This window comes from Phenylobacterium sp., assembly GCF_030681155.1.
Taxonomy (GTDB): Bacteria; Pseudomonadota; Alphaproteobacteria; order Caulobacterales; family Caulobacteraceae; genus Phenylobacterium.
In genome coordinates, this window is the sequence record NZ_JAUXXE010000053.1 from 56,071 (window position 1) to 78,103 (window position 22,033).

Here is a 22,033-nt window from a genome sequence, read left to right on the forward strand (position 1 = left end):
GACGATTTTCACGCTGCGGAAAGTGCTTTTCGAACGTCGTTCGAGGTCCCTCCTTCGCTCTCAACGGTCCCACTAAGGGACGAGCGAACTGCTCCTGAGATCCAAGGAGCCAGGGAGGGGACTACGATGAAGATCTACTTGTTCGCCGGCGCCGCGATGTCGCTGGTTTTGACCTCACCGGTCTGGGCGCAGGAGCCCACGCCGCAGGCTCAGGAAAGCTCGATCGTCGACGAGCTGATCGTCACCGCGCAAAAGCGCGAAGAGTCCATGCAGGACGTCCCGATCGCGGTGTCGGCGTTTTCGCAGAACGCCATGAAGGCCCAGGGCATTGATGGCGCGCGCGACTTGGTGCAGTCGGTTCCGAACGTCTCGTTCCAGCGCCGCAATACGCGCACCAACTTCCAGATCCGCGGCATTGGCTCGCAGCTGAGTGCGGTCGGTGGTGACGACGGGGTCGGGATCCACCTGAACAACGCCCCCCTCACCTTCAACTTCATCGCCGAAGCCGACTTCTTCGACGTCGAGCGCGTGGAAGTGCTGCGCGGCCCTCAGGGCACGCTCTACGGCCGCAACGCCACCGGCGGCGTCGTCAACGTCATCACCAACAAGCCGAACGACCAGTTCAGCGCCCAGGTGGGTGTCGATGTCGGGAACTACAGCAGCCGCCGCTACACCGCCTTTGTGAACCTGCCGTTGGGCGACATGTTCAACCTCCGCGTCGCCGGCCTTGGCCTGCAGCGGGACGGCTACACGAAGAACACCCTCACCGGGAACGATATCGACGGGCGGAAGATCTTCGCATCGCGGATCACCTTGGGGTTCGAGCCGAGCGAGAATTTCAACGCCTTCCTGATGTATGACAGCTTCTCGGAAGACGACACCCGCGGCGGGCGCAAGCAGCTTTGCGACAAGGACGTCGGCCTGACCTCGGTGGGCGGCGTGGCCACCGGCGTGGCTCAAGCCTCCTTGACCCAAGGCTGCCTGGGCACCTCGGTCTACGCAAACTCCTCCTATGGCACCACCAACCAACTGTCGGCCTTCTCCGGCATCATTGCGCGGCAAGTCGGCCTCCAGCCTGTGGACTCCTTCCGCGGCAAGACGGTGTCGCGCGACCTGCGCGAGATCGAAGCCGTTGGGTCGCCGATCTATCGGCCGAGATCCGAAACGTGGGAGCTCAACGCCGACTGGAGCTTCGCTGAAGGCCTGAAGGTGACCTCGCTGACCAGCTACACGGAAGTCGAGCTCTTCGCGCGCGGCGACTCGACGGGCGGCTACTCGTCGGTTCCGTTCCCGATTTCGCCGCTTGCCCCGGCCGGCACCGTCAATGACCCGCAGTTCGGGACCGTGGATCGCCTGATCAGCGAGCAAGGTCGGAACGGGCACAACACGCAGTTTAGCCAGGAACTTCGCATCCAGTCGAGCTTCGACGGGCCGTTTAACTTCAACGCCGGCGGCATCTATGTGAAGTACAAGCAGCACGACATCACCTACGTGAACACGACGGCGCTCTCGGCTGCCGCAAGAGTCGTCAACCCCGGCATCTATGTCGATCCGCTGCGCGACCCCGACTACACCGGCCACCAGTACTATATCGCTCTGACGGACTATGAGCTGGAGTCCAAAGCCGCGTTCGGCGAAGCCTATTGGAGCCCGACCGACACGCTGCGGGCCACTTTGGGCCTGCGCTATACGAGCGACTCCAAGAAGCAGGTCGGCTCACAGAGCACCCTCTTCACCGCGGGTCGCGGTCCGGTCTTCACTCCCGTCCAAGAGGTCGAATTCAACGAGGTCACCGGCAAGTTCAACCTCGACTGGTCGCCCGTCCTGAGCTTCACCGACAAGACCCTGATCTATGGGTCGTATTCGCGGGGCTATAAGGGCGGCGGCTTCAACGGCGCCCGCGCCACCGATCTGGGCCTCTCGGCGAGCTATCAGCCCGAGTTCGTGAACGCCTTCGAAGTGGGCACCAAGAACGTCTTCATGGATGGGCAGTTGCTGCTCAACCTCACGGGCTTCTACTACAAGTATAAGGGCTACCAGATCGCGCGTCCGGTGAACCGGGTGGCTTACAACGAGAACATCGACGCGACGATCAAGGGCGTAGAACTGGAAAGCATCTGGCAGCCGTTCGGCGGTCTGCGCTTGAACGCCAACATCGGCTATCTCGACACCCGCATCGACAGCGGCGTCGTGGTCGACAGCTTCGACCGCACCCAAGGCAACACCGCCTATGTCTACGGCAACTCTACCCAAGGCGGCTGCATCTACAATGCTCAAGGCATCGCCAGCCTGCTGGCCCTGCCCGCAGGACCGGCGGCGCTCAACGCGTTGGGCTGCGGTGGTCCTGCGGCTCTGCGCACCCGCCTAACCACCGCCGGCGTACCCACGGCGACGGTCGACAGCGTCGTCTCGCAGGTCTTCACCTACGGAGCCGACGTCAACCGGTTCTCGAATGGGAATGGCGAGGGGGTGTTCCAGAACCTCAAGGGCAACCAACTTCCGAACGCGCCGCATTGGACCGTCGCGCTCGGCGCCCAGTACAAGTGGGACCTTCCGTCCGGTTGGAACGCCACGGTGCGCGGCGACTACTATCGCCAATCGAAGTCGCAAGCCCGCTTCAACAACGCGGACTTCGATGGTCTTCGCAGCTGGGAAAACCTCAACGCCTCGCTGATCTTCGCCAAGCCGGAACTGGACCTGACCGTGCAGGTCTACGTCAAGAACGCGCTCGGGAAGGACACCATCGTCGGCTATGAGATCGGCGACGAAAACCTTGGCTCCGCCCGCACCTTGAGCCTGCTTGATCCCCGCCTCTACGGGATCTCGGTCACCAAGAACTTCTAGTTCGCGTCAGCGCCCGACCGACCAGGTCGGGCGCTTTTTCTTTTGCGCCCCAGTTGGCGTGCACAGTCTCCCAAGGAGTTGGAATTTGGCCGTTCTGAATGAAGAACAGAGCATGCTCCGCGACGCGGCGAAAAGCTGGGTGCAGGACAAGAGCCCGGTCACCGCCTTCCGCAAGATGCGGGATTCGGGCGCCGAGCTCGGCTATGACACCGCCGCCTGGAACGAGATGGCGGAAATGGGCTGGGCCGGCGTGGTCGTGCCGGAAGACTTCGGTGGCTCGCAATTCGGCTACCTCTCCATCGGCCTGATCCTCGAGGAGCTGGGCCGCACGCTCACCGCCTCCCCGCTGACCGCCTCGGCCGTGGGCGCTGCTTCGGCGCTCGCGCTGGGCGGCAGCGACGCTCAGAAGAACGAGTGGCTGCCGAAGATTGCCGCCGGTGAAGTTGTCGGCGCTCTCGCCGTCGACGAAGGCGCGCACCACGCGCCGGAAAAGGTCGCCCTGAAGGCCGAAAAGTCCGGCTCGGGCTACAAGCTGACCGGCGCCAAGACCTACGTGATCGAAGGCTACGGCGCGGGCCTGCTGGTGGTCTCCGCCCGCACCTCGGGCGCTCCAGGCGACAAGGACGGCGTCAGCCTGTTCCTGGTGCCGGGCGACGCCCAGGGCCTCGTCAAGACCCGCCTGGCCCTGGCCGACAGCCGCGGCGCCGCGAACATCAAGTTCGACGGCGTGGAAGTGGGCGCCGAGGCCCTGCTGGGCGAAGAAGGCAAGGGCTGGGACGTCCTGGAGAAGACCCTCGACCGCGCCCGCGCGGCGATCAGCGCCGAAATGCTCGGCGCCGCCGTCCAGGCCTTCGAGACCACCCTCGACTACCTCAAGGTCCGCGTTCAGTTCGGCCAGGTGATCGGCTCCTTCCAGGCCCTGCAGCACCGCGCGGCCAAGATGTTCACCGACCTGGAACTGGCCCGCTCGGTGGTGGAAGCCGCCCTGCAGGCGATCGACGCCGACAGCCCGGACGTCCCGGAACTGGTCAGCCTCGCCAAGGCCAAGATGGGCGACACCTTCCACCTGGTGTCGAACGAAATGGTCCAGATGCACGGCGGCAGCGGCATGACCGACGCCCACGACGCGGGCTTCTACCTGAAGCGCGCCCGGGCCTGCGAAGCCACCTTCGGCTCGCAGTCCTATCATCGCGACCGCTACGCGAAGATCCAAGGCTACTGACTAAGTGCGGCCGGCGGCGCTGCTCAGCGCCGCCGGCCCGCTACCTGCAACTCCGCCGCGCCTATGCCGGGGATCTAGTTTCTCTCCGCCCTCGTCGTGCAGTCGCCGCCGAGGGTCTCGTGCTTTCGGAAGGCCAAAATGCCCTCGTCACAGTTCCCGACCCCGATGTCCGACGAGACGCCGCGATGACCATGCATGTTGATGAAGAGATCGAGGACGCCGAGTTGGTGGCCGCCGATGACGACTTGGTCGCCCGCGAGGCGGCCTATGAAAAGTTCATCTGGGACAATCTGAGGCGCAACTACGTGGGCAACTTCGCTCACGGCATGCTCGGCATGACGGGGTTCCGTCTGATCAACGCGCCGACCTTCCTGCCCGCCTATCTCCATCAGGTCTCCGGCTCGAACTCGATCGTCGGCCTGGCGCTCGCCCTGCAGCAGGTCGGCAACATCATCTCGCCGATCTTCGCCAGCACCCAGATCGAGCATCGCTCTCGGGTGATGCCTGCGGCGATGTGGTTTGGAGGGCTCGGCCGCCTGGCGATCCTCGGCATGGCTCTGGTCGGCTGGTTCATGAAGGGCGAACCCCTGGTGATCGCCCTGCTGGTCTTCATCTTCCTGTTCGGCGTGTTCATGGGCGCCCAGCGTGTGGCCTTCTCGATCTTGATTTCGAAAGTCATCCCGATCAGCCGGCGCGGCCGATTGCAGGCCTGGCGCAACGCGACCGGTGGATTGATCGCAGCGGTGATGGCTTATCTTGCGGGAAAGTACCTCATCGGCACCAACGCCTTCGGTAACGGCTATTCCACAACCTTCGTGCTGGCTTTCGTCCTGACCAGCGCGGGCCTTTGGGTCTTGCAGCTTCTGCTCCGCGAACCGGATCCGCCAACGATCCGGAGTCAGGCGAAATTTCTAGACCGCCTGAAAGACAGCCCTCGCCTCATCGCTGAGGATCCTGCGTTCGGCGTCTTCATGATCGTACAGATGCTGGCCACATCGGCGCGCGTCGCCGCGCCGTTCTACATTCTTTTTGCCGGTCAGCAGGTGAACCTCGATGGCGCAATGCTGGGCCTTCTGACGCTGGCCTTCCTGGGCGCCGACACGATCTCCAACCTGGTCTGGGGTTACCTGGGCGATCGCTCTGGATACAGATTGGTCCTGCTGTTCACGATCCTGCTCTGGATCGCCTCGACAGCGCTACTGATGACCGTGCCCACCCTGCCTGCGATCCTACTCGCCTTTGCGGGACTGGGCGCCGCACAGGCCGGCTACATGATGGCGGCGATGACGATGGTGCTGGAATTCGGCGACCGTGACGACTTGCCGATGCGGATCGGTCTCTCCACCACGGCGGAGGGCATAACAGCGACCCTTGGCCCGCTGGTCGGCGGCGCCCTGGCCGATGCGTTCGGCTACGACTTTGTCTTCGGCGCCTCGATCGGTCTTCTGGTGGCCGCCTTCCTGGCCCTGATGACCATCAAGGATCCGCGTCGCCGCAAGACCGCTGTCGTCGATTGATGACGCTTCGCCATCGACCGCCTCTAGGGCTTGGCTCTTCGAAGCTTAGCGAAGGCGCGGTCCGTGCTCATGAACCTGGCCAGCATCGCCCCAGCGAGCTTGGCCGGTTCGATGGGTCGATGTCCCGAGGACGTCATGGCTTCGCCATAGGCGACGAGATCGCGATGAACGCTGGCCGGTAGCTCGAGGTTGAGCTTCACAGGCGTATCGTCCTCAAGCGAGGACAGCTTCAGCTTTTCAGTCATGGCAAGGGGCTCTCATAGGGCTCGAGGATAAGATCGCGGGTGACGATAACGCGGACCGGCGCGCCTGGCCGCACAGTCAAGGTCGGCGCAAGATCGAGCCCCTTCCCGACGGTCTGGCGACCCACGTCGTTGAAGGTGTCGCTGGCGCCGCGCCGAAAGGCGCGGATCACCGCGTGGTCGTCGTCATCGGCGCCAAGCTCCGCGCCAACCCCGAGCACGGTGGAGAGGGCCGCCATAGCGAAGAGGTGGGACCAGTGCCTGTCCACCCTGTCCTCCAGGCCCGAGTAGCCCGCCGGATCGGCGCCTGGGAGATCGTCGAGCTGGAGGGAGCGGCCATTGGGGAGGATCAGGCGCGTCCAGGCGAGCAAGACCCGCCGCTGGCCATTGGCGATCCGGCTGTCATAGCGTCCTACGACCTTTGCGCCCTGCGGGATCAGCAGGTGGCGGCCGCTCGGCGTGTCATAGACGTTCTGAGTGATCTGACCGATCACTTGCCCGGGCAAGTCGGACCGGACGCCGGTGACCAGCGCCGCGGGGATCACTGCGCCCGTCTGCACGACGAACGGGGACGCCGGGGAGCGAAGGCGCTCGGGGCTGGTGCTGCGATCTTCGCTCCGCTGGGGCGTCCCCGGCGGAGGCGCCTCGGCCGCCCTCGAGCTTGGCGCCATCGCCGCCACAGTCGCGTGGCGAACCTGTGCGCCGGCCACAAAGAGGCCGCTGCCTCGCGCGGCGGCTTGATCGGACGTTGACCTTGGCCCGGCCGCCGGCGGGGGCGGCAGCGCCTCCGGGAGCGTCGAGACCGCCCCTTCGCCGATGGGCGGCGGCGAAACGCCGGCGGCGAGCAGCGGCCGTCCAAGATCGCCGGGCAGAGGCGGCCCCAACCGCGTGCGATAGTCGACCGGTAGGGCGCGAACCTTCTCAGGCGGTTGGCCACCGACATTGTAGACCGGCGCCACCTCGCGGGGGGCGCGTGAGGTCGTCAGGGCGTAGGCGAGCGCCCCGACGACGGCGATGGCCCCTGCCGCGATCATGACAATCACAGCACGGCGCGACAGTCGCATAACCGTCGGACGCCGGGCGCGAAGTCGCAGGGGTTCGGGCGCCTTGGTCTCCCGCGGGGTCATCGCCGCCCTCCCCCGTCTCGGACAATGCGGACGCGTTGGGGGCGACGGCTATCGCCTAGGCGGAGTTCGGCGGCCTCGAACAGCCGTTCGACGATGATCCGGCGTCCTTGCACGCGGTAGTTCACCAGTTCGTCCGACTTTCCGGGACCGATCACGAACAGCGGCGGCATCTCGCCCTGGGTCACGCTGGGCGGAAACTCGATGAAGGTCCGACGACCATCGTCGAAGACCCTCAAGGGCTTCCACGGCGCGCGCCCGGTCAGGCGATACCCGAAGAAATACTCTGGAGCCGGCGCGGGCGGCGTAATGGCAGGCTGGCGGACCTGGACAACGGCGGCGGCGGCCTTGGCCTCGTCGGCGGGATACCGCCAGGCGACGGCGGGCATGTAAACCTTGGTCGCGGACTGGAGCTCAAGGTGGTAGGTTCGCCGATTGGTATTGATGACCAGGTTGGTTCTCAGTCCTGCCCGCAGCGGCTTCACCAGGATATGCACCTTCCGGTCCGCACCCGAGCCGCTCTCGCTATCGCCGATGATCCAACGCACGGTGTCGCCCGCCGCCACCGGCCCGGTGGGCGCCAGATCTTCTCCCGGCTGAAGCACGATGTCGGTGATCTGCCCGGGCGCTGTGTAGACCTGATAGAGCGCGCCGTCCGAGTAGAGGTAGACCTGGGCGGCGTTCACATAGCTCGTGGGGCGCGGTTCGATCCGGGCCTTCGCATTGGCGCGCGAAACGGCGCCGAGCGGCCCGGATCCTGCCGGTATATTGTTAGCCGGCGGCCGCGCAGCCGGCTCTGCGGGCATCTCCCCGCCCGCCTTCAAGGGCTCCGGCGCGGCCGACGCGGCCGCAAGAACCAGGGAGACAACCGCCGCGATGAGAGGGCCCATCACGCGATCTCCTTCGACCAGTCGAGCGCATGTACAAACAGCCCGAGCGGGTTCTTGCGCAGTTGTTCGAGGCTGCGCGGAGGCTGCACGACCAAGGTCGCGATCGCCGACCAGCGCTCCGTGCGTGCGAGCGCGCCGTCCTCGTAGGTTCGCTCACTCCAGGTGATGCGGAAGCTCGTCGGCGAGGCGCGGATCACACTGGAGACGTCGACCGCGACCTGCACTCTGCCGACCTTCGCGAACGGATCATCGGCGCGCGCATAGTCGCTGAGCGCCAAGGCCCCGCGATCGGTCGTGTAGTCATAGGCCCGCAGCCAGTTCTGGCGGACGACGACAGGGTCGGCCGGGATGGAGCGGACCTCCTCGATGAACCGGGCCAAGTGCCAGGCGATCTGCGGGTCGGTGGGGCGATAGTCCGCCACGGCGGGCGACACGGCCTCGGCCGCGCCGTGCCGGTCGACCTCCACGACCCACGGGACGACGGCGCCGCGAGCACCTTGCCAGACGAGGGCCGCGGCCAAGCCGACTGAAAGCGCCCAGCTGGCGAAGGCCATGAGCCGCCAGTTGCGGGCCTGGACACGCGAAGAGCCAATACGATCGTCCCAGACCTGCTGAGCCCGTTGATAGGGGGTCTCCGCGACAGGGGTTTGGCCGTAGCGACCGCTCGCGCGACGGAAATGACTCACGATCGATCCTCCCCAAGGCTGACGGATGCGCCGCCACCGCCGTGGTCCCCGCCACGGACGGCATGGAGCGCGCTGGATGCCGCGTGGGCCGCCGCTTGACGGTGCTGGAGGCGCGTGGCCCACGCCGGCGCCTCCCCTTCGCCCTTGGGCGTCGAGCCGGACGTCCCCTGCGAACCTGACGGTCCGGCGTTCGGGGGGCCGCTGGACCGCCGTGCGCCGAGCGCGGCGACCGATCCCAGGATCGCCCGACCACCCATGGCGCCGGCGATCGCCAGACCACTCGCGGCAAGGCCGGCGCCGACTGCGGAGCCGGCCCCGAGCTGCGGTCCGCCCGAGACCAGGCCGCCGGCGATCGACGGGCCGAAGATGCCGAGGCCAAGCAGGCAGAGCGCGGCGAGCGCCAGCGAAAGAACCTCTTCCAAGGATGGCGCGACCCCGCCGAACTCCTGGATGAACTCATCGAAGAGAGTCGAGCCGATACCGACGATCACAGCCAGGACCAGCACCTTCACGCCGGACGCCATCACGTTGCCAAGCACGCGCTCCGCAAGGAAGGCCGTGCGCCCGAACAGGCCGAAGGGCACCAGAACGAAACCCGCCAGGGTGGTGAGTTTGAATTCGATGAGGGTCACGAAGAGTTGGACCGCCAAGACGAAGAAGGCGACGATGACCACCAGCCAGGCGAGCATCAGAACCACGATGTGCGGCAGGTTTTCGAACACCTCGGGAAAGCCGGACATCTGCTGCGCCGCCTCGAGTATGGGGTTGCCGGCGTCGATGCCGGCCTGTCCCAGGCGGCCCGGCCGCAGGAATTCGGCTGGCGACATGGCGCCCCCCGCCGCCTTCAGGCCCAGGCCGGAGAACGATTCAAAGACGATCCGCGCGAGGCCGTTGAAGTTCGAGAGCAAGAAGGCGAAGAACCCCACATAGAGGGTCTTCTTGATCAGCCGGGCGAGTACCTCTTCGCCGCTCGACCAGGTCCAGAAGAGCGCCGCGAGGGTGACGTCGATCACCACCAGGGTCGAGGCGAGATAAGCCACCTCCCCGGCCAGCAAGCCGAAGCCGGAATCGATGTAGCGGCTGAAGACATTGAGGAAGCGATCGGCGACCCCCGGGTTCATGGCCGCACGCTCGGCGCGCCGGTCAGGAGCCGCTGGTTGCGCTCGTCCTGGGCCAGGCGACACCGCCGATCCTCGTAGACCTTCGGGCCTAAATCCCTGCACCGGCGCAGCTCTTGGGCCAAGTCCAGCTGGGACATGTCGCGAACGCCATCGGCTGCGGGTTGGCAGCCGAGGAGACCGGCGATGGCGAGGGCCGTGAGGACAAACCTGACGGATCTCACCGGAACATCTCCACAGCCTGCGGCTGGTACCCCGCGCCTCGATCCATGAAGCGGCGGAACTGCTCCTGGGCTTGGGCGCGAGCGGCGGATCGTTCGGCCTGCTCAAGGGCGGCGGCGCGCCCCTGAGCGGCGATCAGCGCCGTGAGGTCGGTCAACTGCTGCGACTGCAGGGCAAGCAACTGGTTGCCGGCCTGCGCGGCCTGCACCACACCGCTCGCGCCCTGGCTGGCGCTGAGCAGCGCCTCGGTTTCCGCCTGGACCGCCGGCATGCCGGAGACGACCCCGGCCTGCACCTTGAGCGCGTCGCGGAACGCCGCCGCCGAATTCGCCCAGCGCTGCCGCGCGGCGCCGACGAGGGCTACGTCCGACGCCAGCCGATCCAGGGCGTAGTCTCGCGACAACGCCTGCTCGATGGCGCGCACATCGTAGGCGATCTGCTGAGCTTCTCGCATCAAACCGCTGATCCGAGATAGATTTTCCCGGATCGTCTGCAGTGAGGAATATGGCAGCTGAGCCAGATTGCGAGCCTGGTTCGCCAGGCTGAGCGCCTGGTTCTGCAGGCTACGAATCTGGTTGTTGATCTGCTCCAGCGCACGGGCCGCCTGCAGGACATTGGAGGCGTAGTTGGTCGGGTCGTACACGGCCAGTTGGGCGCGCGCTGGCGCGGCGATCCAGGCACCGAGCATCGCGCATGCAATGGCGCGCCGTGTCAGGGGGACTGTCATGGGATTTGCTCCGGATGTGACGCAGAGGACGGGGTTCTCACGAGGTCGGCGGCCCAGCCTAGATTGCGGTGGGACAGCCACGCCGCCGCGAAGCCGGCCGGACCGTGACGGTCGAGGAGGTCATTGATCGCCCCCTGGTCCGCCTTGGCTGATGTGGCGCAGAACGCCAGGGCGACCTCGCCGAGATCGAGGTCGAAGAGCCGGTTGCCCCTTCGCGACTGGCAGTAGTAGTCGCGCCGTGGCGTCGCCTCGCTGAGGATCTCGATCTGTCGATCGTTCAGTCCGAACCGGGCGTAGGCCGCGGCGATCTGCGGTTCCAGCGCCCGATCGTTGGGCAGGAAGATTCGGGTCGGGCAGCTCTCGACGATCGCCGGGGCGATGGGGCTGCGCTCGATGTCCGCCAGGGACTGGGTGGCGAAAACCACGGCGGCGTTCTTCTTGCGCAAGGTCTTGAGCCACTCGCGCAGCTGGGCGCCGAAGACCACATCGTCGAGGGCGAGCCAGCCTTCATCGACCATGACCAGGGTCGGCCGGCCATCGAGGCGCGAGGCGATCCGGTGGAAGAGGTAGCTCAAGGTGGCGGGCGCCGCGGCGCTGCCCACGAGTCCCTCGGTCTCGAACACCGCCACGGCGGCGTCGCTCAGCCCCTCCCCCTCGCCATCGAGCAGTCGCCCCCAGGGACCGGCGAGGGTGTAGGGGGCGAGCGCCTGCTTGAGCGCGGTGGACTGCAGCAAGGCCGAGAGGCCGCTGAGCGTGCGTTCACACACCGGTGCGGAAGCAAGATTGGCCAAGGCCGACCAGACGAGCGCCTTGGCCTCGGGCCCAAGCGCCACCCCTTCCCGGGCGAGCAACCCCGCCAGCCAATCGACCGCCCATGCCCGTTCGCCAGGATCGTCGACACGGGCCAGAGGCTGAAGGCTCAAGGCGCCCGTCGTGGCGCCGCCAATCGCGGCGCCCAGATCGTGGGCTTCGCCGCCCATGCCCAGGGCGGCGGCGCGGATCGAGGCCCCGAAGTCGAAGGCGACGATCTGAGCGTCAGGGTAGCGACGGAACTGCAGGGCGGTGAGCGCCAGGAAGACGCTTTTCCCCGCCCCCGTCGGGCCGATCAGCAGGGTGTGGCCGACGTCGTCGACATGGGGCGAGAAGCGAAAAGGGGTGGCCCCCTCGGTGCGCGCCAACAGGAGTGGCGGACCATCTAGGTGAGTGTTGCGCGACGGACCCGACCAGAGGGCCGAGATCGGGATCATGTGGGCGAGGTTGAGGGTGGAGATCGGGGGCTGGCGGACATTGGCGTAGGCATGTCCGGGCAGGCTCCCCAGCCATGCCTCCACCGCGTTGACGCTTTCGAGCGCGCAGGTGAAGTCGCGGGCCTGCAGCACCTTCTCCACCTGGCGCAGGCGCGCGTCGGCCACGGCGGGGTCATGATCCCAGACGCAGACGCTGGCGGTGACATAGGCATGGCCGACGTGGTCGGCGCCCAGGTCCTGGAGGGCGGCGTCGGCGTCCTGCGCCTTGTTCTCGGCGTCGCTGTCCACGAGGCTCGACGCTTCGTTGGTGAGCACCTCCTTGAGGATCGCCACTACCGATTTGCGCTTGGCGAACCACTGCCGGCGAATGCGGCCAAGGACGCGGGCCGCGTCGGTCTTGTCCAGGCAGATGGCACGGGTCGACCAGCGGTAGGAGAACGCCAGTCGGTTGAGATCGTCGAGAAGGCCGGGCCAGGTGGCGGTCGGAAAGCCGCTGATGGTGAGCATGCGCAGGTGAGCTTCACCCAGCCGGGGCGCCATGCCGCCGACCAGCGGCTGGTCGGCCAGCAGCACATCAAGGTGCATGGGCGTGTCCGGAGGCGCGACGGCGTGGCGGTTTGTGGAGATCGTGGCGTGAAGATAGGTCAGGGTCTCGCGATCGGAGAGCCAGACCGCCTCGGGCATGAAGCCTTCGAGCTGCGCCAGGATGCGATCGGTGACGTCGCAGAAGTCCCGCAAGGCGCCCGCCCAGTCCGCCCCACCTTGGCTACGGCCCTCATAGAGCCAGTTCGCCACGCGCGCGGACTGCTCGGCAGGGGGAATGAAGGCGAAGGTCAAGAAATAGGCGCTCTCGAAGTGGGCGCCGTGCGCCTCGAACTGGGCGCGACGTTCCTCGTCCACCAGAGCCGAAACCGCGTCCGGGAAGCTGCTGGGCGGATAGTCGTCAGCGGGGTTTCGCTGGGCCTCCACGAACAGCGCCCAACCCGACCCGAGGCGTCGCAGCGCTGCGTTCACCCGGCTAGCGGCGGCCATGAGTTCGGCCCCCGTCGCAGAGTCCAGATCAGGACCGCGGAACCGCGCTGTGCGCTGGAAGGCGCCGTCCTTATTGAGGACGATCCCCGGCGCAATGAGGCCCGCCCAGGGCAGGAAGTCCGCAAGCATGGCCCCGCGGCGGCGGTATTCTCGAAGGTCGATCATCACAGCCCCATGTGCGCGGGCAGGCGCAGGTGTCTGCGTCCCACCTCGACGAAGTGCGGATCACGCCGCCCTGCCCAGACCGCCAGACCATGCCCGACCACCCAGACCAGCAGACCAACCGCCCAAAGGCGCAGGCCCAGTCCAAGCGCCGCGGCCAGGGTGCCGTTGGCGATGGCGAGGGTTCGTGGCGCGCCCGCCAGCAGGATCGGCTCGATGAGCGCGCGCCGCACCGGTGCAGCGAAGCCTTGGGGGGTGTCGCTCATCATCAGATCAGCAGCCCGCCGCCGAAGGCGAAGAAGGACAGGAAGAAGCTGGAGGCCGCGAAGGCGATCGAGAGGCCGAACACGATCTGGATCAGCCGCCGAAAGCCTCCGGAGGTGTCGCCGAAGGCCAGGGTCAGGCCAGTGACGATGATGATGATCACCGCGATGATCTTGGCCACCGGCCCTTCGATCGATTGCAGGATCTTCTCCAGAGGCGCTTCCCAGGGCATGGAAGACCCTGCGGCCCAGGCCGGGGCGGCATACAGGAGGCCCGCGGCGGTCAGGCCAGCGTGGCCAAGGCGGTCAAGCATCGTGCCGCAGAGCAGGTTGGTGCGCGTTGCAGTCATGGAAGATCTCCTGAAGGGGTGAGGAGGTATTCGCCGTGGCCATCGAGGCCGCGGACTTCGGCGAGTTCGATCAATCGGCGCGCCGCACCGCGACCGCTCAGCACGGCGATAACCTCGATGGTCTCGGCGATCAGCGCTCGGGGGGCGACGGCCACGGCTTCCTGGCACAGCTGTTCCAGCCGCCTCAGGGCGCCAAGGGCCGAGCCCGCGTGAATGGTGCCGATGCCGCCGGGGTGGCCTGTGCCCCAGGCCTTGAGAAGGTCCAGGGCTTCGGCGCCGCGCACCTCCCCGACGGGAATCCGATCGGGGCGGAGACGCAAAGCGGACCGGACAAGGTCGGTCAGGGAGGCGACGCCGTCCTTGGTGCGCAAGGCGACCAAGTTCTCTGCGGCGCACTGCAGCTCGCGGGTGTCCTCGATCAGCACGACGCGGTCGCCGGTTCTGGCGACTTCGGCGAGCAAGGCGTTGGCGAGCGTGGTCTTTCCCGTCGATGTGCCGCCGGCGATCAGGATGTTGCGACGCTCGCGCACGGCCGCGGCGAGCTTGCCGGCGGAGGTCTGCGACATCACGCCGGCGGCGGCGTAGGCGTCTAGGGTGAACACAGCCACGGCCGGCTTGCGGATCGAGAAGGCCGGCCCGGCCACGACCGGCGGCAGGAGGCCTTCGAAGCGTTCACCGGTCTCAGGGAGCTCGGCCGAGAGCCGAGGCGTCGCAGCATGGACCTCGGCGCCCACATGGTGGGCGACGAGGCGAATGATCCGCTCGCCGTCGGCGGGGGCGAGCGCCTGTCCCGTATCGCTGAGCCCTCGGCCAAGATGGTCGAGCCAGAGCCGGCCGTCGGGATTGAGCATGATCTCGGCGACCGCGGGATCTTCGAGCCAGCCCGCGATCTGCGATCCAAGCGCGGTCCGCAGCATCTGAGTGCTGCGGAGGAAGGCCAGATTGGATTGGGGGTGCTGAACCACCGACGCCTCCGAGGCCCACCGGAGCGGCGAGCGACGGATGAGCCTTGAGAGCTGATCGGCAGGGCTTCAATGCGCGGTTGGGCATCGTAGCGCGTTGTCGCACAATCACTTGCGACCGACGTTTCAGCCCCTTCGGCGGCTAGTCTCCAGCCAAGCCGCAAGGCTCCCAACCAGCTGGCGCCGCGGCAGGCTGCGAGATCAGCACGCCCCCCAGAAACGCCTCCACGCCTTGAGCGAGCACGGCCTCGACATCGTGTTCCGGGGCGCCGGCCGGGACGAAGGTCTCGCGCCAGATCAGCAGGGTGATCAGCGGGGCGATGGCCTGCAGGGCGAAGGCGTGCGGATCGCCCTGGCGCACCTCCCCTTCGGCCTGCGCCCTGATAATCGCGGCCGTGATCACCTCAAGGATTGGGCCAAGCAGCTCCCGATACCAGATGCGGCTGAGTTCAGGAAAATTATGCGCCTCGGCGATGACCATCTTCAGCACGCCGCCCAAGGCGCTGTTGACGGCGATCTCCGCCATCGGACGGACCACGCCTCTCAGCAGCACGGCGAGCGAAGATGTCGGCGCGATGCTGCGGGCCCGCAGCGCCTCCACGTGCGGCGCCATTGTCTTGACGACCACCGCCTGGAACATCGCTTCCTTGCTGTCGAAATGCCGATAGACCGAACCGCGTGATCGGAGGCCAACCCTCTGTGCGACGTCGGCGATTCGGGTCGCGGCGAAGCCCTTAGCCGCGAATTCCGCCGCGGCCGCCGCGAAGAGCTCGTTGGGCCGGTGTGGCTTTGTGCGTCTCGGCCGTCGGACGGCGCGCACCTCGTTCAAGCTGGAACTCCAAAATCGCGGAAGGACTCGCCAGATGTCGAAGGCGCAGGAGGCGTTGGCTTCCCGCGCCCCGTCGCAAGGCGAAACGATCCGATGACCGCCGCGGCGAGGCAGATCCTCAGCCGCGGCTCGAGCGCGATCTAGCGTCGAGGAACGCTAGGGGCTCGCAGACTAGGCGCGGGCCGGAATGATGACCTGCATCGACTCATACCCCTTCACGAACGACGAGTAGGTTCGCACGGGCTCGGACACGACCTTGATCTCTGGGAAGCGCTTGAGAATCTCTTCCCAGATCACCCGCAGCTGCAGTTCAGCCAACCGATTGCCGACGCAACGGTGGATCCCGAAGCCGAAGGAGAGGTGGTTCCGAGGCCGCTCACGATCGATGATGTAGGCGTTCGGGTTCTCGATGACCTCTTCGTCACGGTTGCCCGAGACGTACCACATGACCACCTTATCGCCCTTCTTAATGGTTTTGCCGCCGAGCTCGAAGTCCTCGAGCGCCGTCCGGCGCATGTGGGCCAAGGGTGTCTGCCAGCGGATGGTCTCCGACACCATCGAGGGGATCAGGGACGGGTTGTCGCGCAGCTTCTGGTACTGGTCGGGGTTTTGGTTCAAGGCCAGGACCGACCCGCTGATGGTGTTGCGCGTGGTGTCGTTGCCGCCAACAGTAAGCAGGACGATGTTCCCGAAATACTCCCGCGGCTCCATGTCCCGCGTGTCGGGGCCATGGGCGAGCATGGAGATCAGGTCGCCGGCCGGCGGGGCGTTGACCCGCTGGTTCCACAGCTCGGTGAAGTACGCGTGGTACTCCATGAAGATCTGCGCCTTCTGCTCGATGGTGTCGATCAGGGGGCTCTTTCCCGGGATCGCGGTCGCGACGTCCGACCAATAGGTCAGCTTGCGACGGTCCTCCTGGGGCATGTCGAACAGGGTGGCGAGGGTCATCGCCGTCAGTTCCATCGAGACCTTGTCGACCCAGTCGAACTCCACGCCGATCGGCAGTTCGTCCAGGATCTTGGCGGCGCGTTTGCGGATCAGCGGCTCGAGAATCTGCAGGTTCATGGGCGAGACGGCCGGACTGACCGTCTTGCGCTGCACGTCGTGCTTGGGCGGGTCCATGGCGATGAACATCGGCAGCGGACCGAGCGCGTTGCTGTCTTGGCTGGCGATGCCGATGCCGCCCTCCGAGGAAAACACCTGATGGTTCGTGTCGACCGTCATGATGTCGTTATACTTGGTGATCGACCAGTACGGGCCGTACTCGCTGTCGGGCGTATAATGCACGGGGTCCTCCTTGCGGAGGCGCTCAAGAACCGGCCAGTGAGAGTCGGTCCGAAAGAGCGTCGGATCTCCCGGATGCAGCGCCTCGAGAGGCGTGGAATAGGCGTGATCACGCGCCTCCTTGGCCCGCGCCGCTTGGCTCAGATCAACATTACCGTCGCTCATCTTTGTCTCCCTTCCCGGTTGGCCCGGCCCCCAAGGATGCTCGCGCGCGCGAGCGCGTCTTTCAGCGCCCTCACGGGTCGCGTCAAGGAACACCATGCGCAGGATGAATATACGGGTCAATATTCGAATCGTGTTCGAACTTCGAACATTGTTCGAAGCGTCGCCACATTAAGACAAGCGCCGGACCTGAGCATGAATAATCGAGATCGACGCACTCCAGGGTGAGCACGGTTGCTTCTGCAGCATCGACGATGAGCGCGCAAGTACACGCGAGCGCAGCTTGATGAGCTGCGCGAGAACCATCTTTTCAAGACCGCCGCCGCAACTGCGACCAGGCGGACCGGTGGCCGATCAGCTGATCGGCTCTCCCCGGCGGAAGGCTTCCATCCGCGGTTGATGGAAGGCGTTCGTCACGTCACTGCGTGGCGTCAGATTCGCGAAGCGGTAGATCTCAGCGATCAGCTCCTGCCAGGCGCTCTCCAGATCCGACGTCCAGTCGGACCCGAGGCCGACCCGAACCGCGTCGCGCACCACGTCGAAGAAGGTGACGAACACTTCCCGGGGCACGTCGTACCCCTCATGGGTCACCATTTCCGTGCCGATCATATGGTCGGCGTAGCGTCGCTCGCCGACGAAATCCAAAATGGCGCCGAAGGTCCGCGAGAGCATCTCGCCCTTGATGGCGTCGTTGGTGTCGCGCCAGAAGTAGGGTTTCATCTCCGGTTGCAGCTCGAACAAGCGCTCATAGACCAGCGCCGTCGGGTCCTCGCAAAGTTCCGCGAGGCGTTCGAGACTGTGTTCGATCTCCGCTGCACGCGGAAAGGCCGGACCGGTGGACATCAGAAAATCCCCTCGCGAAGCTGCGTCGCTATAGATGTGTTCGATCGGCGGAAAGCGGCCATCGCCGAACTCGAGCGGGCGCGAACGATAAGGTTGAAGGTCACGGCGAGGGCGCCCTGACGATGGGCGGCGTCACCCCGCCTCGCCCCTCGGCGATCCCTGTCGCCTGCAACTGCAGCGTCATTCGGACCTCCCAATGTCCGGACATGGCTAGCCTCACCGGGCCTTGTCGAAAGCCTATGCAGGATTTGAACATCTCGAAATCCACGATATGGGAAATCACAATATAGCTGCAGGTTATGGTTCGAGATGACACGCGCCCCCCCCTCGGCCGCCAGCGGCGAGCCCACCCCAGACCTGCAACCGGCGATGGCGCAGCGCCTTCGGCGCATAAATCTCGACCTGCTGCCCGTCCTCCACACCCTGCTCCATACCCGAAGCGTCACCGCGAGCGCCCGGGCGCTGGGGGTCACCCAGCCTGCGGTGAGCAAAGCCTTGCGTCAGTTGCGCGAGGTTTTTGACGACGATCTGATCCTCTCGCGTGGAAGCGAGGCTCGGCTCTCGGAACGGGGGCGGTCCCTCGTGAGGCCGCTCGCCGCGCTGCTCGGCGACCTGGACCTGCTCCTGGAGCCGCCTCGGCCGTTCGATCCGCAAACCGAGCACCTGCGGATCGTCTTCAAGACCGCGGACTATGTCAGCGTGCTCCTGGCGCCGAAGCTGGCCAAGATCTGCGCAGCCGAGGCGCCGCACGTGGAGTTGTTGTTCCTCGAACCCGCGGGCGCAGGGTTCGACAACCCCGATCAGGTAGACTTTTCCATCGTGCCGCGCCCGGTCGGTCAAACCTTCGGCAAGCGCATCGAGCACATGGCGCTCTGGAGCGACGACATGGCGTGCATCGCGTCAAGCCGTGACACCCGGTGGGGCGACGTCATCACCCCTGCGGAATTCCGTCTGGCGCGGCAGGTGGTCTACCAGGTCGGCGAACGGAGCGCCTTGGCGCGAGCCGGGCTCATCCAGCCCACCTCGGTGCTCGAAGTGGCCCCCGTCTGCGAGGTGCCGAACTTCCTGGTGATCGGCGCGATCGTCGAGGAGGCCGAATGCCTGGCCCTGGTGCCGCGGAAGCTCGCACAAGAACTCAAGCGCTCACGCGATATCCGCATTCTTGAGATCGACTTCCCGAACCGGCGACTGGACATCGACGCCTTCTGGACGACGCAGGCCGGCGCCAAACGCGGGCATGCCTGGTTCCGCACCCTGCTCGCGCGGGTTGCCCAGCAGATGGCCGGGGTCGCCGACTAGCGGCCAGCGAGCATTTCGAATGTGAACAGCAAGAAGGCTATGGCCGAACAGGATTCGAAGCGCCCAAACTCTCGCTTCGCAGCGTCGGCGGCGATCGCGATGCGCTGGTGGAGAAGAGCCATGAGTGAGCCGCGTGGGGGGTGGGTTTCGACCCTGGACTGGGGTGTGAAACAGACCTTCCGCAGCTATGTGCACGGCGTTGGCGGCGCCATTCTGGCGCGCGGCGGCGCGACCCGAAGCGGCGACGGCGGCTTCACCTTCCTGGCGGAGGAAGACTCGAGCCTGCGGCGCGACGCGGATGGGACGCTGGTGGGGCTCGGCCGCTTCCGAGGCGAAGTCACTTTCGAAGGACATGGCGGCATACTCGCCGTTCGGCTCGCCGATCCGATCATCGAGATCACCCCGGACGCCGCGGTGATGTCCGTCGCCGAAGACCTGGAACGTCGCCGCCGGATCGTGATCGCGCACCTCGACATTGGCGCGGCGGGCTGGGACGACGAGGGCCTGGTCAGCGTCCCCGCGATCCTGACTCTCGAAGGCAGCCAGCTGCTCGGCGACCATTATCCGATCCGCACCCCGCTCGATCCCCTGCGCCTGAGGGTCGAGGCCTAGGCTCCTTCGTCGCGATCGCGGGGAGCCGCTGAAGACGGCGCGTCCGGCGACAGACCGTCGACGAACCGCCCCCCCTTGGCCAAGCGGCGACCCAGGGCGACGACAAAGCCATCGTATCGCGATTGTCCCTTGGCGCGGGCCGCGGCCTGGGCCGATTCCGGCAGGGTCGGCGTGGTGGTCAGCCAGAAGCGGATGAAGAGGGCGAGCATCTCGATCACGATGGCGAGGTTCCGGTCGGCGCGCTCGGCCGTGCGGTTCTGGTGATCGAGACGGCGGATCAGGGCCGCGTCCGGTCGCTCGACGGCATCGGGCGCCAGGAAGGCCGAGATCGCCGCCTCGGCCACCAGCGACTTCGATTTCCGGTGCTCAAGGGCGAACCGTTCAAGGGCGCGCAGCAGGGTCGGCTCGAGATAGACCGAAAGGCGGGACTTGGCGCTCACAGGTCCACCCCGTCGTCGGGGTCCAGCGCGGCCTGCCGGGCGATTTGCCCGAACCCGGCCTGGAACGTACCGGCTCCGCCAAGGTCGTCCTCCTGATCGAGGTCGATGAACTCGAACTCGCCTTCGACCTGGGTCTCGGGAGCCTCCTGCGGAAGGTCAGGTTCGCGCCGCAAGCCGCCGTCATCGGCGAGCGGGCGCCGGGGTGGGCCGACGGGCGGGACCGCGCCGATTGGGGCGCGGCCCGACCAGTCGTCGGACCGTGGCGGCCCGGGCGTCGAGCCCGCTGCGGCGGCGATACGCGCCTGGAGCTCGCGGTCCCGGTAGTAGAGGATCTTGCGCGCCCGGATCGGCGGCGTCCCGGCCACCAGCACCAGTTCCTCCTCTGGCGGGAGTTGCATCACCTCGCCAGGCGTCAGCAGCGCTCGCGCGGTTTCCTGGCGCGAGACCATCAGGTGCCCCAGCCAAGGCGAGAGCCGGTGGCCGGCATAGTTCTTCATGGCGCGCAATTCGGTGGCGGTGCCGAGCGCGTCTGAGACGCGGCGCGCGGTCCGCTCGTCATTGGTGGCGAAGCATATGCGCACATGACAGTTGTCGAGGATGGCGTTGTTGGCGCCGTAGGCCTTCTCGATCTGATTGAGGGACTGGGCGATGAGCACGGCCTTGAGGCCATAGCCGGCCATGAAGGCCAAGGCGCTTTCGAAGAAGTCCAGACGCCCGAGGGCCGGAAACTCGTCGAGCATCAATAACAGCCGCTGACGATGGGCGCCGGCCTTGAGGTCTTCGGTCAGCCGCCGCCCGATCTGGTTGAGGATCAAGCGCATGAGCGGCTTGGTCCGACTGATGTCGGAGGGCGGCACAACCAGATAGAGGCTGACGGGCCTTTCCCCGTCGACCAGATCGGCGATCCGCCAGTCGCATCGCGCCGTGACCTTGGCCACCACCGGGTCGCGATAGAGCCCCAGGAAGGACATTGCAGTCGACAGCACGCCTGAGCGCTCGTTCTCGCTCTTGTTCAGCAACTCCCGCGCCGCCGAGGCCACGACCGGATGGGGTCGATCACCGAGGTGCGGTGTGGCGAGCATCGCGTGCAGGGTCGTCTCGATCGGTCGCTTGGGATCTGACAGGAACGCCGCGACGCCGGAGAGGGTCTTGTTCTCCTCGGCGTAGAGCACGTGCAGGATGGCGCCCACCAGCAGACTGTGGCTGGTCTTCTCCCAATGCGATCTCCGCTCCAGGGCGCCTTCTGGGTCCACCAGCACGTCGGCGACGTTCTGGACGTCACGCACCTCGCTGTCGCCGCGCCGCACTTCCAGCAACGGATTGTAGGCGGCGCTCTCGGCGTTGGTCGGATCAAACTTCAGCACCCGCCCGACCGAGGCGCGGCATCCCGATGTCAAGGTCCAGTTCTCGCCCTTGATATCGTGGACGATCACCGAGCCTGGCCAGGTGAGCAGCGTCGGGATCACCAGACCGACGCCCTTGCCGCTTCGGGTCGGTGCGAAACATAGGACATGTTCGGGTCCATCGTGGCGCAGGTATCGTCCGGCCAGTTCGCCCAGCATCACGCCGCGGCCGGTCAGCAAACCCGCCTTCCTGACGTCTCGCTGCAGCGCCCACCTGGCCGAGCCGTAGGTGGTGACGTCGTGCGCCTCCCGGGCGCGCCACACGGACAGCAGCAATGAGACGATGACAGACGCCACCCCGCCGCTGACGGCGATGCCGGCGCCTTCGACAAAGACCTGGGGGGCGTAGGCCTCGAACGCGAACCACCACCAGAAGAAGGCCGGGGGCGGATAGACCGGCCAACCCTCGACCCTAAACCAGGGCGCCCCCAGTCCAGGGTCGAACCCCAGGCGCCAAGCCGTCCATTCCGTCGCCGCCCAAGTGGTCGCCAACACGATCAGTCCCACCAGCGCGAGCTGGCCCCACATCACCTTGGTTCCCGACATCTCAACC

Annotated in this window: 21 protein-coding genes; 5 read left to right on the forward strand and 16 right to left on the reverse strand. The window is 66.5% G+C overall.

Annotated elements, in window-relative coordinates; all coding sequences use genetic code 11:
* The first annotated feature begins 126 nt into the window (after positions 1-126).
* The 3 genes from Q8M13_RS13665 to Q8M13_RS13675 all read left to right on the forward strand — a co-directional run bounded on the left by Q8M13_RS13665 (position 127) and on the right by Q8M13_RS13675 (position 5,583).
* On the forward strand, positions 127-2,844 hold the full coding sequence (locus Q8M13_RS13665) for a TonB-dependent receptor (RefSeq protein WP_293492741.1): 2,718 nt from the start codon (positions 127-129) through the stop codon (positions 2,842-2,844).
* A gap of 85 nt (positions 2,845-2,929) precedes the next feature.
* Entirely contained in the window at positions 2,930-4,066 is a 1,137-nt protein-coding gene (locus tag Q8M13_RS13670; protein WP_305300509.1) for an acyl-CoA dehydrogenase family protein, read from the forward strand.
* A 185-nt stretch (positions 4,067-4,251) separates the two neighbouring features.
* On the forward strand, positions 4,252-5,583 hold the full coding sequence (locus tag Q8M13_RS13675) for an MFS transporter (RefSeq protein WP_293492743.1): 1,332 nt from the start codon (positions 4,252-4,254) through the stop codon (positions 5,581-5,583).
* 23 nt (positions 5,584-5,606) lie between these two features.
* On the opposite strand, the gene Q8M13_RS13680 is transcribed toward Q8M13_RS13675, so the two are convergent.
* From Q8M13_RS13680 to Q8M13_RS13745, 14 genes are all read right to left on the reverse strand, one after another.
* Complete coding sequence (locus Q8M13_RS13680) at positions 5,607-5,828, reverse strand: DUF2274 domain-containing protein (RefSeq protein WP_293492745.1); 222 nt, start codon at positions 5,826-5,828, stop codon at positions 5,607-5,609.
* Entirely contained in the window at positions 5,825-6,952 is a 1,128-nt protein-coding gene (locus Q8M13_RS13685) for a TrbI/VirB10 family protein (RefSeq protein ID WP_305300511.1), read from the reverse strand. The genes Q8M13_RS13680 and Q8M13_RS13685 overlap by 4 nt, the downstream gene beginning before the upstream one ends.
* A complete protein-coding gene (trbG, locus tag Q8M13_RS13690; RefSeq protein WP_293492749.1) occupies positions 6,949-7,839 on the reverse strand; it encodes a P-type conjugative transfer protein TrbG in 891 nt (296 codons plus the stop codon). Before trbG ends, Q8M13_RS13685 begins: the two co-directional genes overlap by 4 nt.
* Positions 7,839-8,525: a conjugal transfer protein TrbF gene (trbF, locus tag Q8M13_RS13695; protein WP_293492751.1), complete on the reverse strand. Its 687-nt coding sequence runs from the start codon at positions 8,523-8,525 to the stop codon at positions 7,839-7,841. Before trbF ends, trbG begins: the two co-directional genes overlap by 1 nt.
* A complete protein-coding gene (gene trbL, locus Q8M13_RS13700) occupies positions 8,522-9,646 on the reverse strand; it encodes a P-type conjugative transfer protein TrbL (RefSeq protein WP_293492753.1) in 1,125 nt (374 codons plus the stop codon). The genes trbF and trbL overlap by 4 nt, the downstream gene beginning before the upstream one ends.
* On the reverse strand, positions 9,643-9,867 hold the full coding sequence (locus Q8M13_RS13705; RefSeq protein ID WP_305300512.1) for a hypothetical protein: 225 nt from the start codon (positions 9,865-9,867) through the stop codon (positions 9,643-9,645). Before Q8M13_RS13705 ends, trbL begins: the two co-directional genes overlap by 4 nt.
* On the reverse strand, positions 9,864-10,592 hold the full coding sequence (gene trbJ / locus Q8M13_RS13710) for a P-type conjugative transfer protein TrbJ (RefSeq protein WP_293492755.1): 729 nt from the start codon (positions 10,590-10,592) through the stop codon (positions 9,864-9,866). The genes Q8M13_RS13705 and trbJ overlap by 4 nt, the downstream gene beginning before the upstream one ends.
* Complete coding sequence (gene trbE / locus Q8M13_RS13715; RefSeq protein ID WP_293492757.1) at positions 10,589-13,036, reverse strand: conjugal transfer protein TrbE; 2,448 nt, start codon at positions 13,034-13,036, stop codon at positions 10,589-10,591. The genes trbJ and trbE overlap by 4 nt, the downstream gene beginning before the upstream one ends.
* Entirely contained in the window at positions 13,036-13,299 is a 264-nt protein-coding gene (locus Q8M13_RS13720; protein ID WP_370870058.1) for a VirB3 family type IV secretion system protein, read from the reverse strand. Before Q8M13_RS13720 ends, trbE begins: the two co-directional genes overlap by 1 nt.
* Before the next feature lie 2 nt (positions 13,300-13,301).
* Positions 13,302-13,610: a TrbC/VirB2 family protein gene (locus Q8M13_RS13725; RefSeq protein WP_293492878.1), complete on the reverse strand. Its 309-nt coding sequence runs from the start codon at positions 13,608-13,610 to the stop codon at positions 13,302-13,304.
* Between the two features lie 32 nt (positions 13,611-13,642).
* Positions 13,643-14,563: a P-type conjugative transfer ATPase TrbB gene (gene trbB / locus Q8M13_RS13730; RefSeq protein ID WP_293492761.1), complete on the reverse strand. Its 921-nt coding sequence runs from the start codon at positions 14,561-14,563 to the stop codon at positions 13,643-13,645.
* Positions 14,564-14,750: 187 nt separating this feature from the next.
* Positions 14,751-15,428 (reverse strand): TetR/AcrR family transcriptional regulator, encoded by a 678-nt coding sequence (locus Q8M13_RS13735; RefSeq protein ID WP_293492880.1) that lies wholly within the window; start codon positions 15,426-15,428, stop codon positions 14,751-14,753.
* Positions 15,429-15,608: 180 nt separating this feature from the next.
* Positions 15,609-16,886 carry a cytochrome P450 gene (locus Q8M13_RS13740; protein WP_293492763.1) on the reverse strand — a complete coding sequence of 426 codons (1,278 nt, stop codon included), beginning with the start codon at positions 16,884-16,886 and terminating at the stop codon, positions 15,609-15,611.
* A gap of 351 nt (positions 16,887-17,237) precedes the next feature.
* Positions 17,238-17,726 (reverse strand): globin, encoded by a 489-nt coding sequence (locus Q8M13_RS13745; protein WP_293492765.1) that lies wholly within the window; start codon positions 17,724-17,726, stop codon positions 17,238-17,240.
* A gap of 309 nt (positions 17,727-18,035) precedes the next feature.
* Between Q8M13_RS13745 and Q8M13_RS13750 the strand changes: the two genes are divergently transcribed.
* Both Q8M13_RS13750 and Q8M13_RS13755 read left to right on the forward strand, forming a co-directional pair.
* Entirely contained in the window at positions 18,036-19,025 is a 990-nt protein-coding gene (locus tag Q8M13_RS13750; RefSeq protein WP_293492767.1) for a LysR family transcriptional regulator, read from the forward strand.
* A gap of 120 nt (positions 19,026-19,145) precedes the next feature.
* The gene (locus Q8M13_RS13755) at positions 19,146-19,637 is read left to right on the forward strand and encodes an HtaA domain-containing protein (protein ID WP_293492769.1); all 492 of its coding nucleotides are present in this window, start codon (positions 19,146-19,148) and stop codon (positions 19,635-19,637) included.
* Here the strand turns inward: Q8M13_RS13755 and Q8M13_RS13760 are convergent.
* Positions 19,634-20,077 carry a CopG family transcriptional regulator gene (locus Q8M13_RS13760; RefSeq protein ID WP_293492771.1) on the reverse strand — a complete coding sequence of 148 codons (444 nt, stop codon included), beginning with the start codon at positions 20,075-20,077 and terminating at the stop codon, positions 19,634-19,636. The two genes, Q8M13_RS13755 and Q8M13_RS13760, sit on opposite strands and share 4 nt — an antisense overlap.
* Entirely contained in the window at positions 20,074-22,026 is a 1,953-nt protein-coding gene (locus Q8M13_RS13765) for a conjugal transfer protein TraG (protein WP_293492772.1), read from the reverse strand. The genes Q8M13_RS13760 and Q8M13_RS13765 overlap by 4 nt, the downstream gene beginning before the upstream one ends.
* Positions 22,027-22,033 lie beyond the last annotated feature (7 nt).

Bases quoted from the DNA above. Each gene is read 5' to 3' on its own strand.
- Q8M13_RS13665 (WP_293492741.1), top strand. From the start codon at position 127: ATGAAGATCTACTTGTTCGCCGGCGCCGCGATGTCGCTGGTTTTGACC.
- Q8M13_RS13675 (WP_293492743.1), top strand. From the start codon at position 4,252: ATGACCATGCATGTTGATGAAGAGATCGAGGACGCCGAGTTGGTGGCC.
- Q8M13_RS13680 (WP_293492745.1), bottom strand. From the start codon at position 5,828: ATGACTGAAAAGCTGAAGCTGTCCTCGCTTGAGGACGATACGCCTGTG.
- Q8M13_RS13685 (WP_305300511.1), bottom strand. From the start codon at position 6,952: ATGACCCCGCGGGAGACCAAGGCGCCCGAACCCCTGCGACTTCGCGCC.
- trbG (WP_293492749.1), bottom strand. From the start codon at position 7,839: ATGGGCCCTCTCATCGCGGCGGTTGTCTCCCTGGTTCTTGCGGCCGCG.
- trbL (WP_293492753.1), bottom strand. From the start codon at position 9,646: ATGAACCCGGGGGTCGCCGATCGCTTCCTCAATGTCTTCAGCCGCTAC.
- trbJ (WP_293492755.1), bottom strand. From the start codon at position 10,592: ATGACAGTCCCCCTGACACGGCGCGCCATTGCATGCGCGATGCTCGGT.
- trbE (WP_293492757.1), bottom strand. From the start codon at position 13,036: ATGATCGACCTTCGAGAATACCGCCGCCGCGGGGCCATGCTTGCGGAC.
- Q8M13_RS13720 (WP_370870058.1), bottom strand. From the start codon at position 13,299: ATGAGCGACACCCCCCAAGGCTTCGCTGCACCGGTGCGGCGCGCGCTC.
- Q8M13_RS13725 (WP_293492878.1), bottom strand. From the start codon at position 13,610: ATGCTTGACCGCCTTGGCCACGCTGGCCTGACCGCCGCGGGCCTCCTG.
- trbB (WP_293492761.1), bottom strand. From the start codon at position 14,563: ATGCTGCGGACCGCGCTTGGATCGCAGATCGCGGGCTGGCTCGAAGAT.
- Q8M13_RS13740 (WP_293492763.1), bottom strand. From the start codon at position 16,886: ATGAGCGACGGTAATGTTGATCTGAGCCAAGCGGCGCGGGCCAAGGAG.
- Q8M13_RS13745 (WP_293492765.1), bottom strand. From the start codon at position 17,726: ATGTCCACCGGTCCGGCCTTTCCGCGTGCAGCGGAGATCGAACACAGT.
- Q8M13_RS13750 (WP_293492767.1), top strand. From the start codon at position 18,036: ATGACACGCGCCCCCCCCTCGGCCGCCAGCGGCGAGCCCACCCCAGAC.
- Q8M13_RS13755 (WP_293492769.1), top strand. From the start codon at position 19,146: ATGAGTGAGCCGCGTGGGGGGTGGGTTTCGACCCTGGACTGGGGTGTG.
- Q8M13_RS13765 (WP_293492772.1), bottom strand. From the start codon at position 22,026: ATGTCGGGAACCAAGGTGATGTGGGGCCAGCTCGCGCTGGTGGGACTG.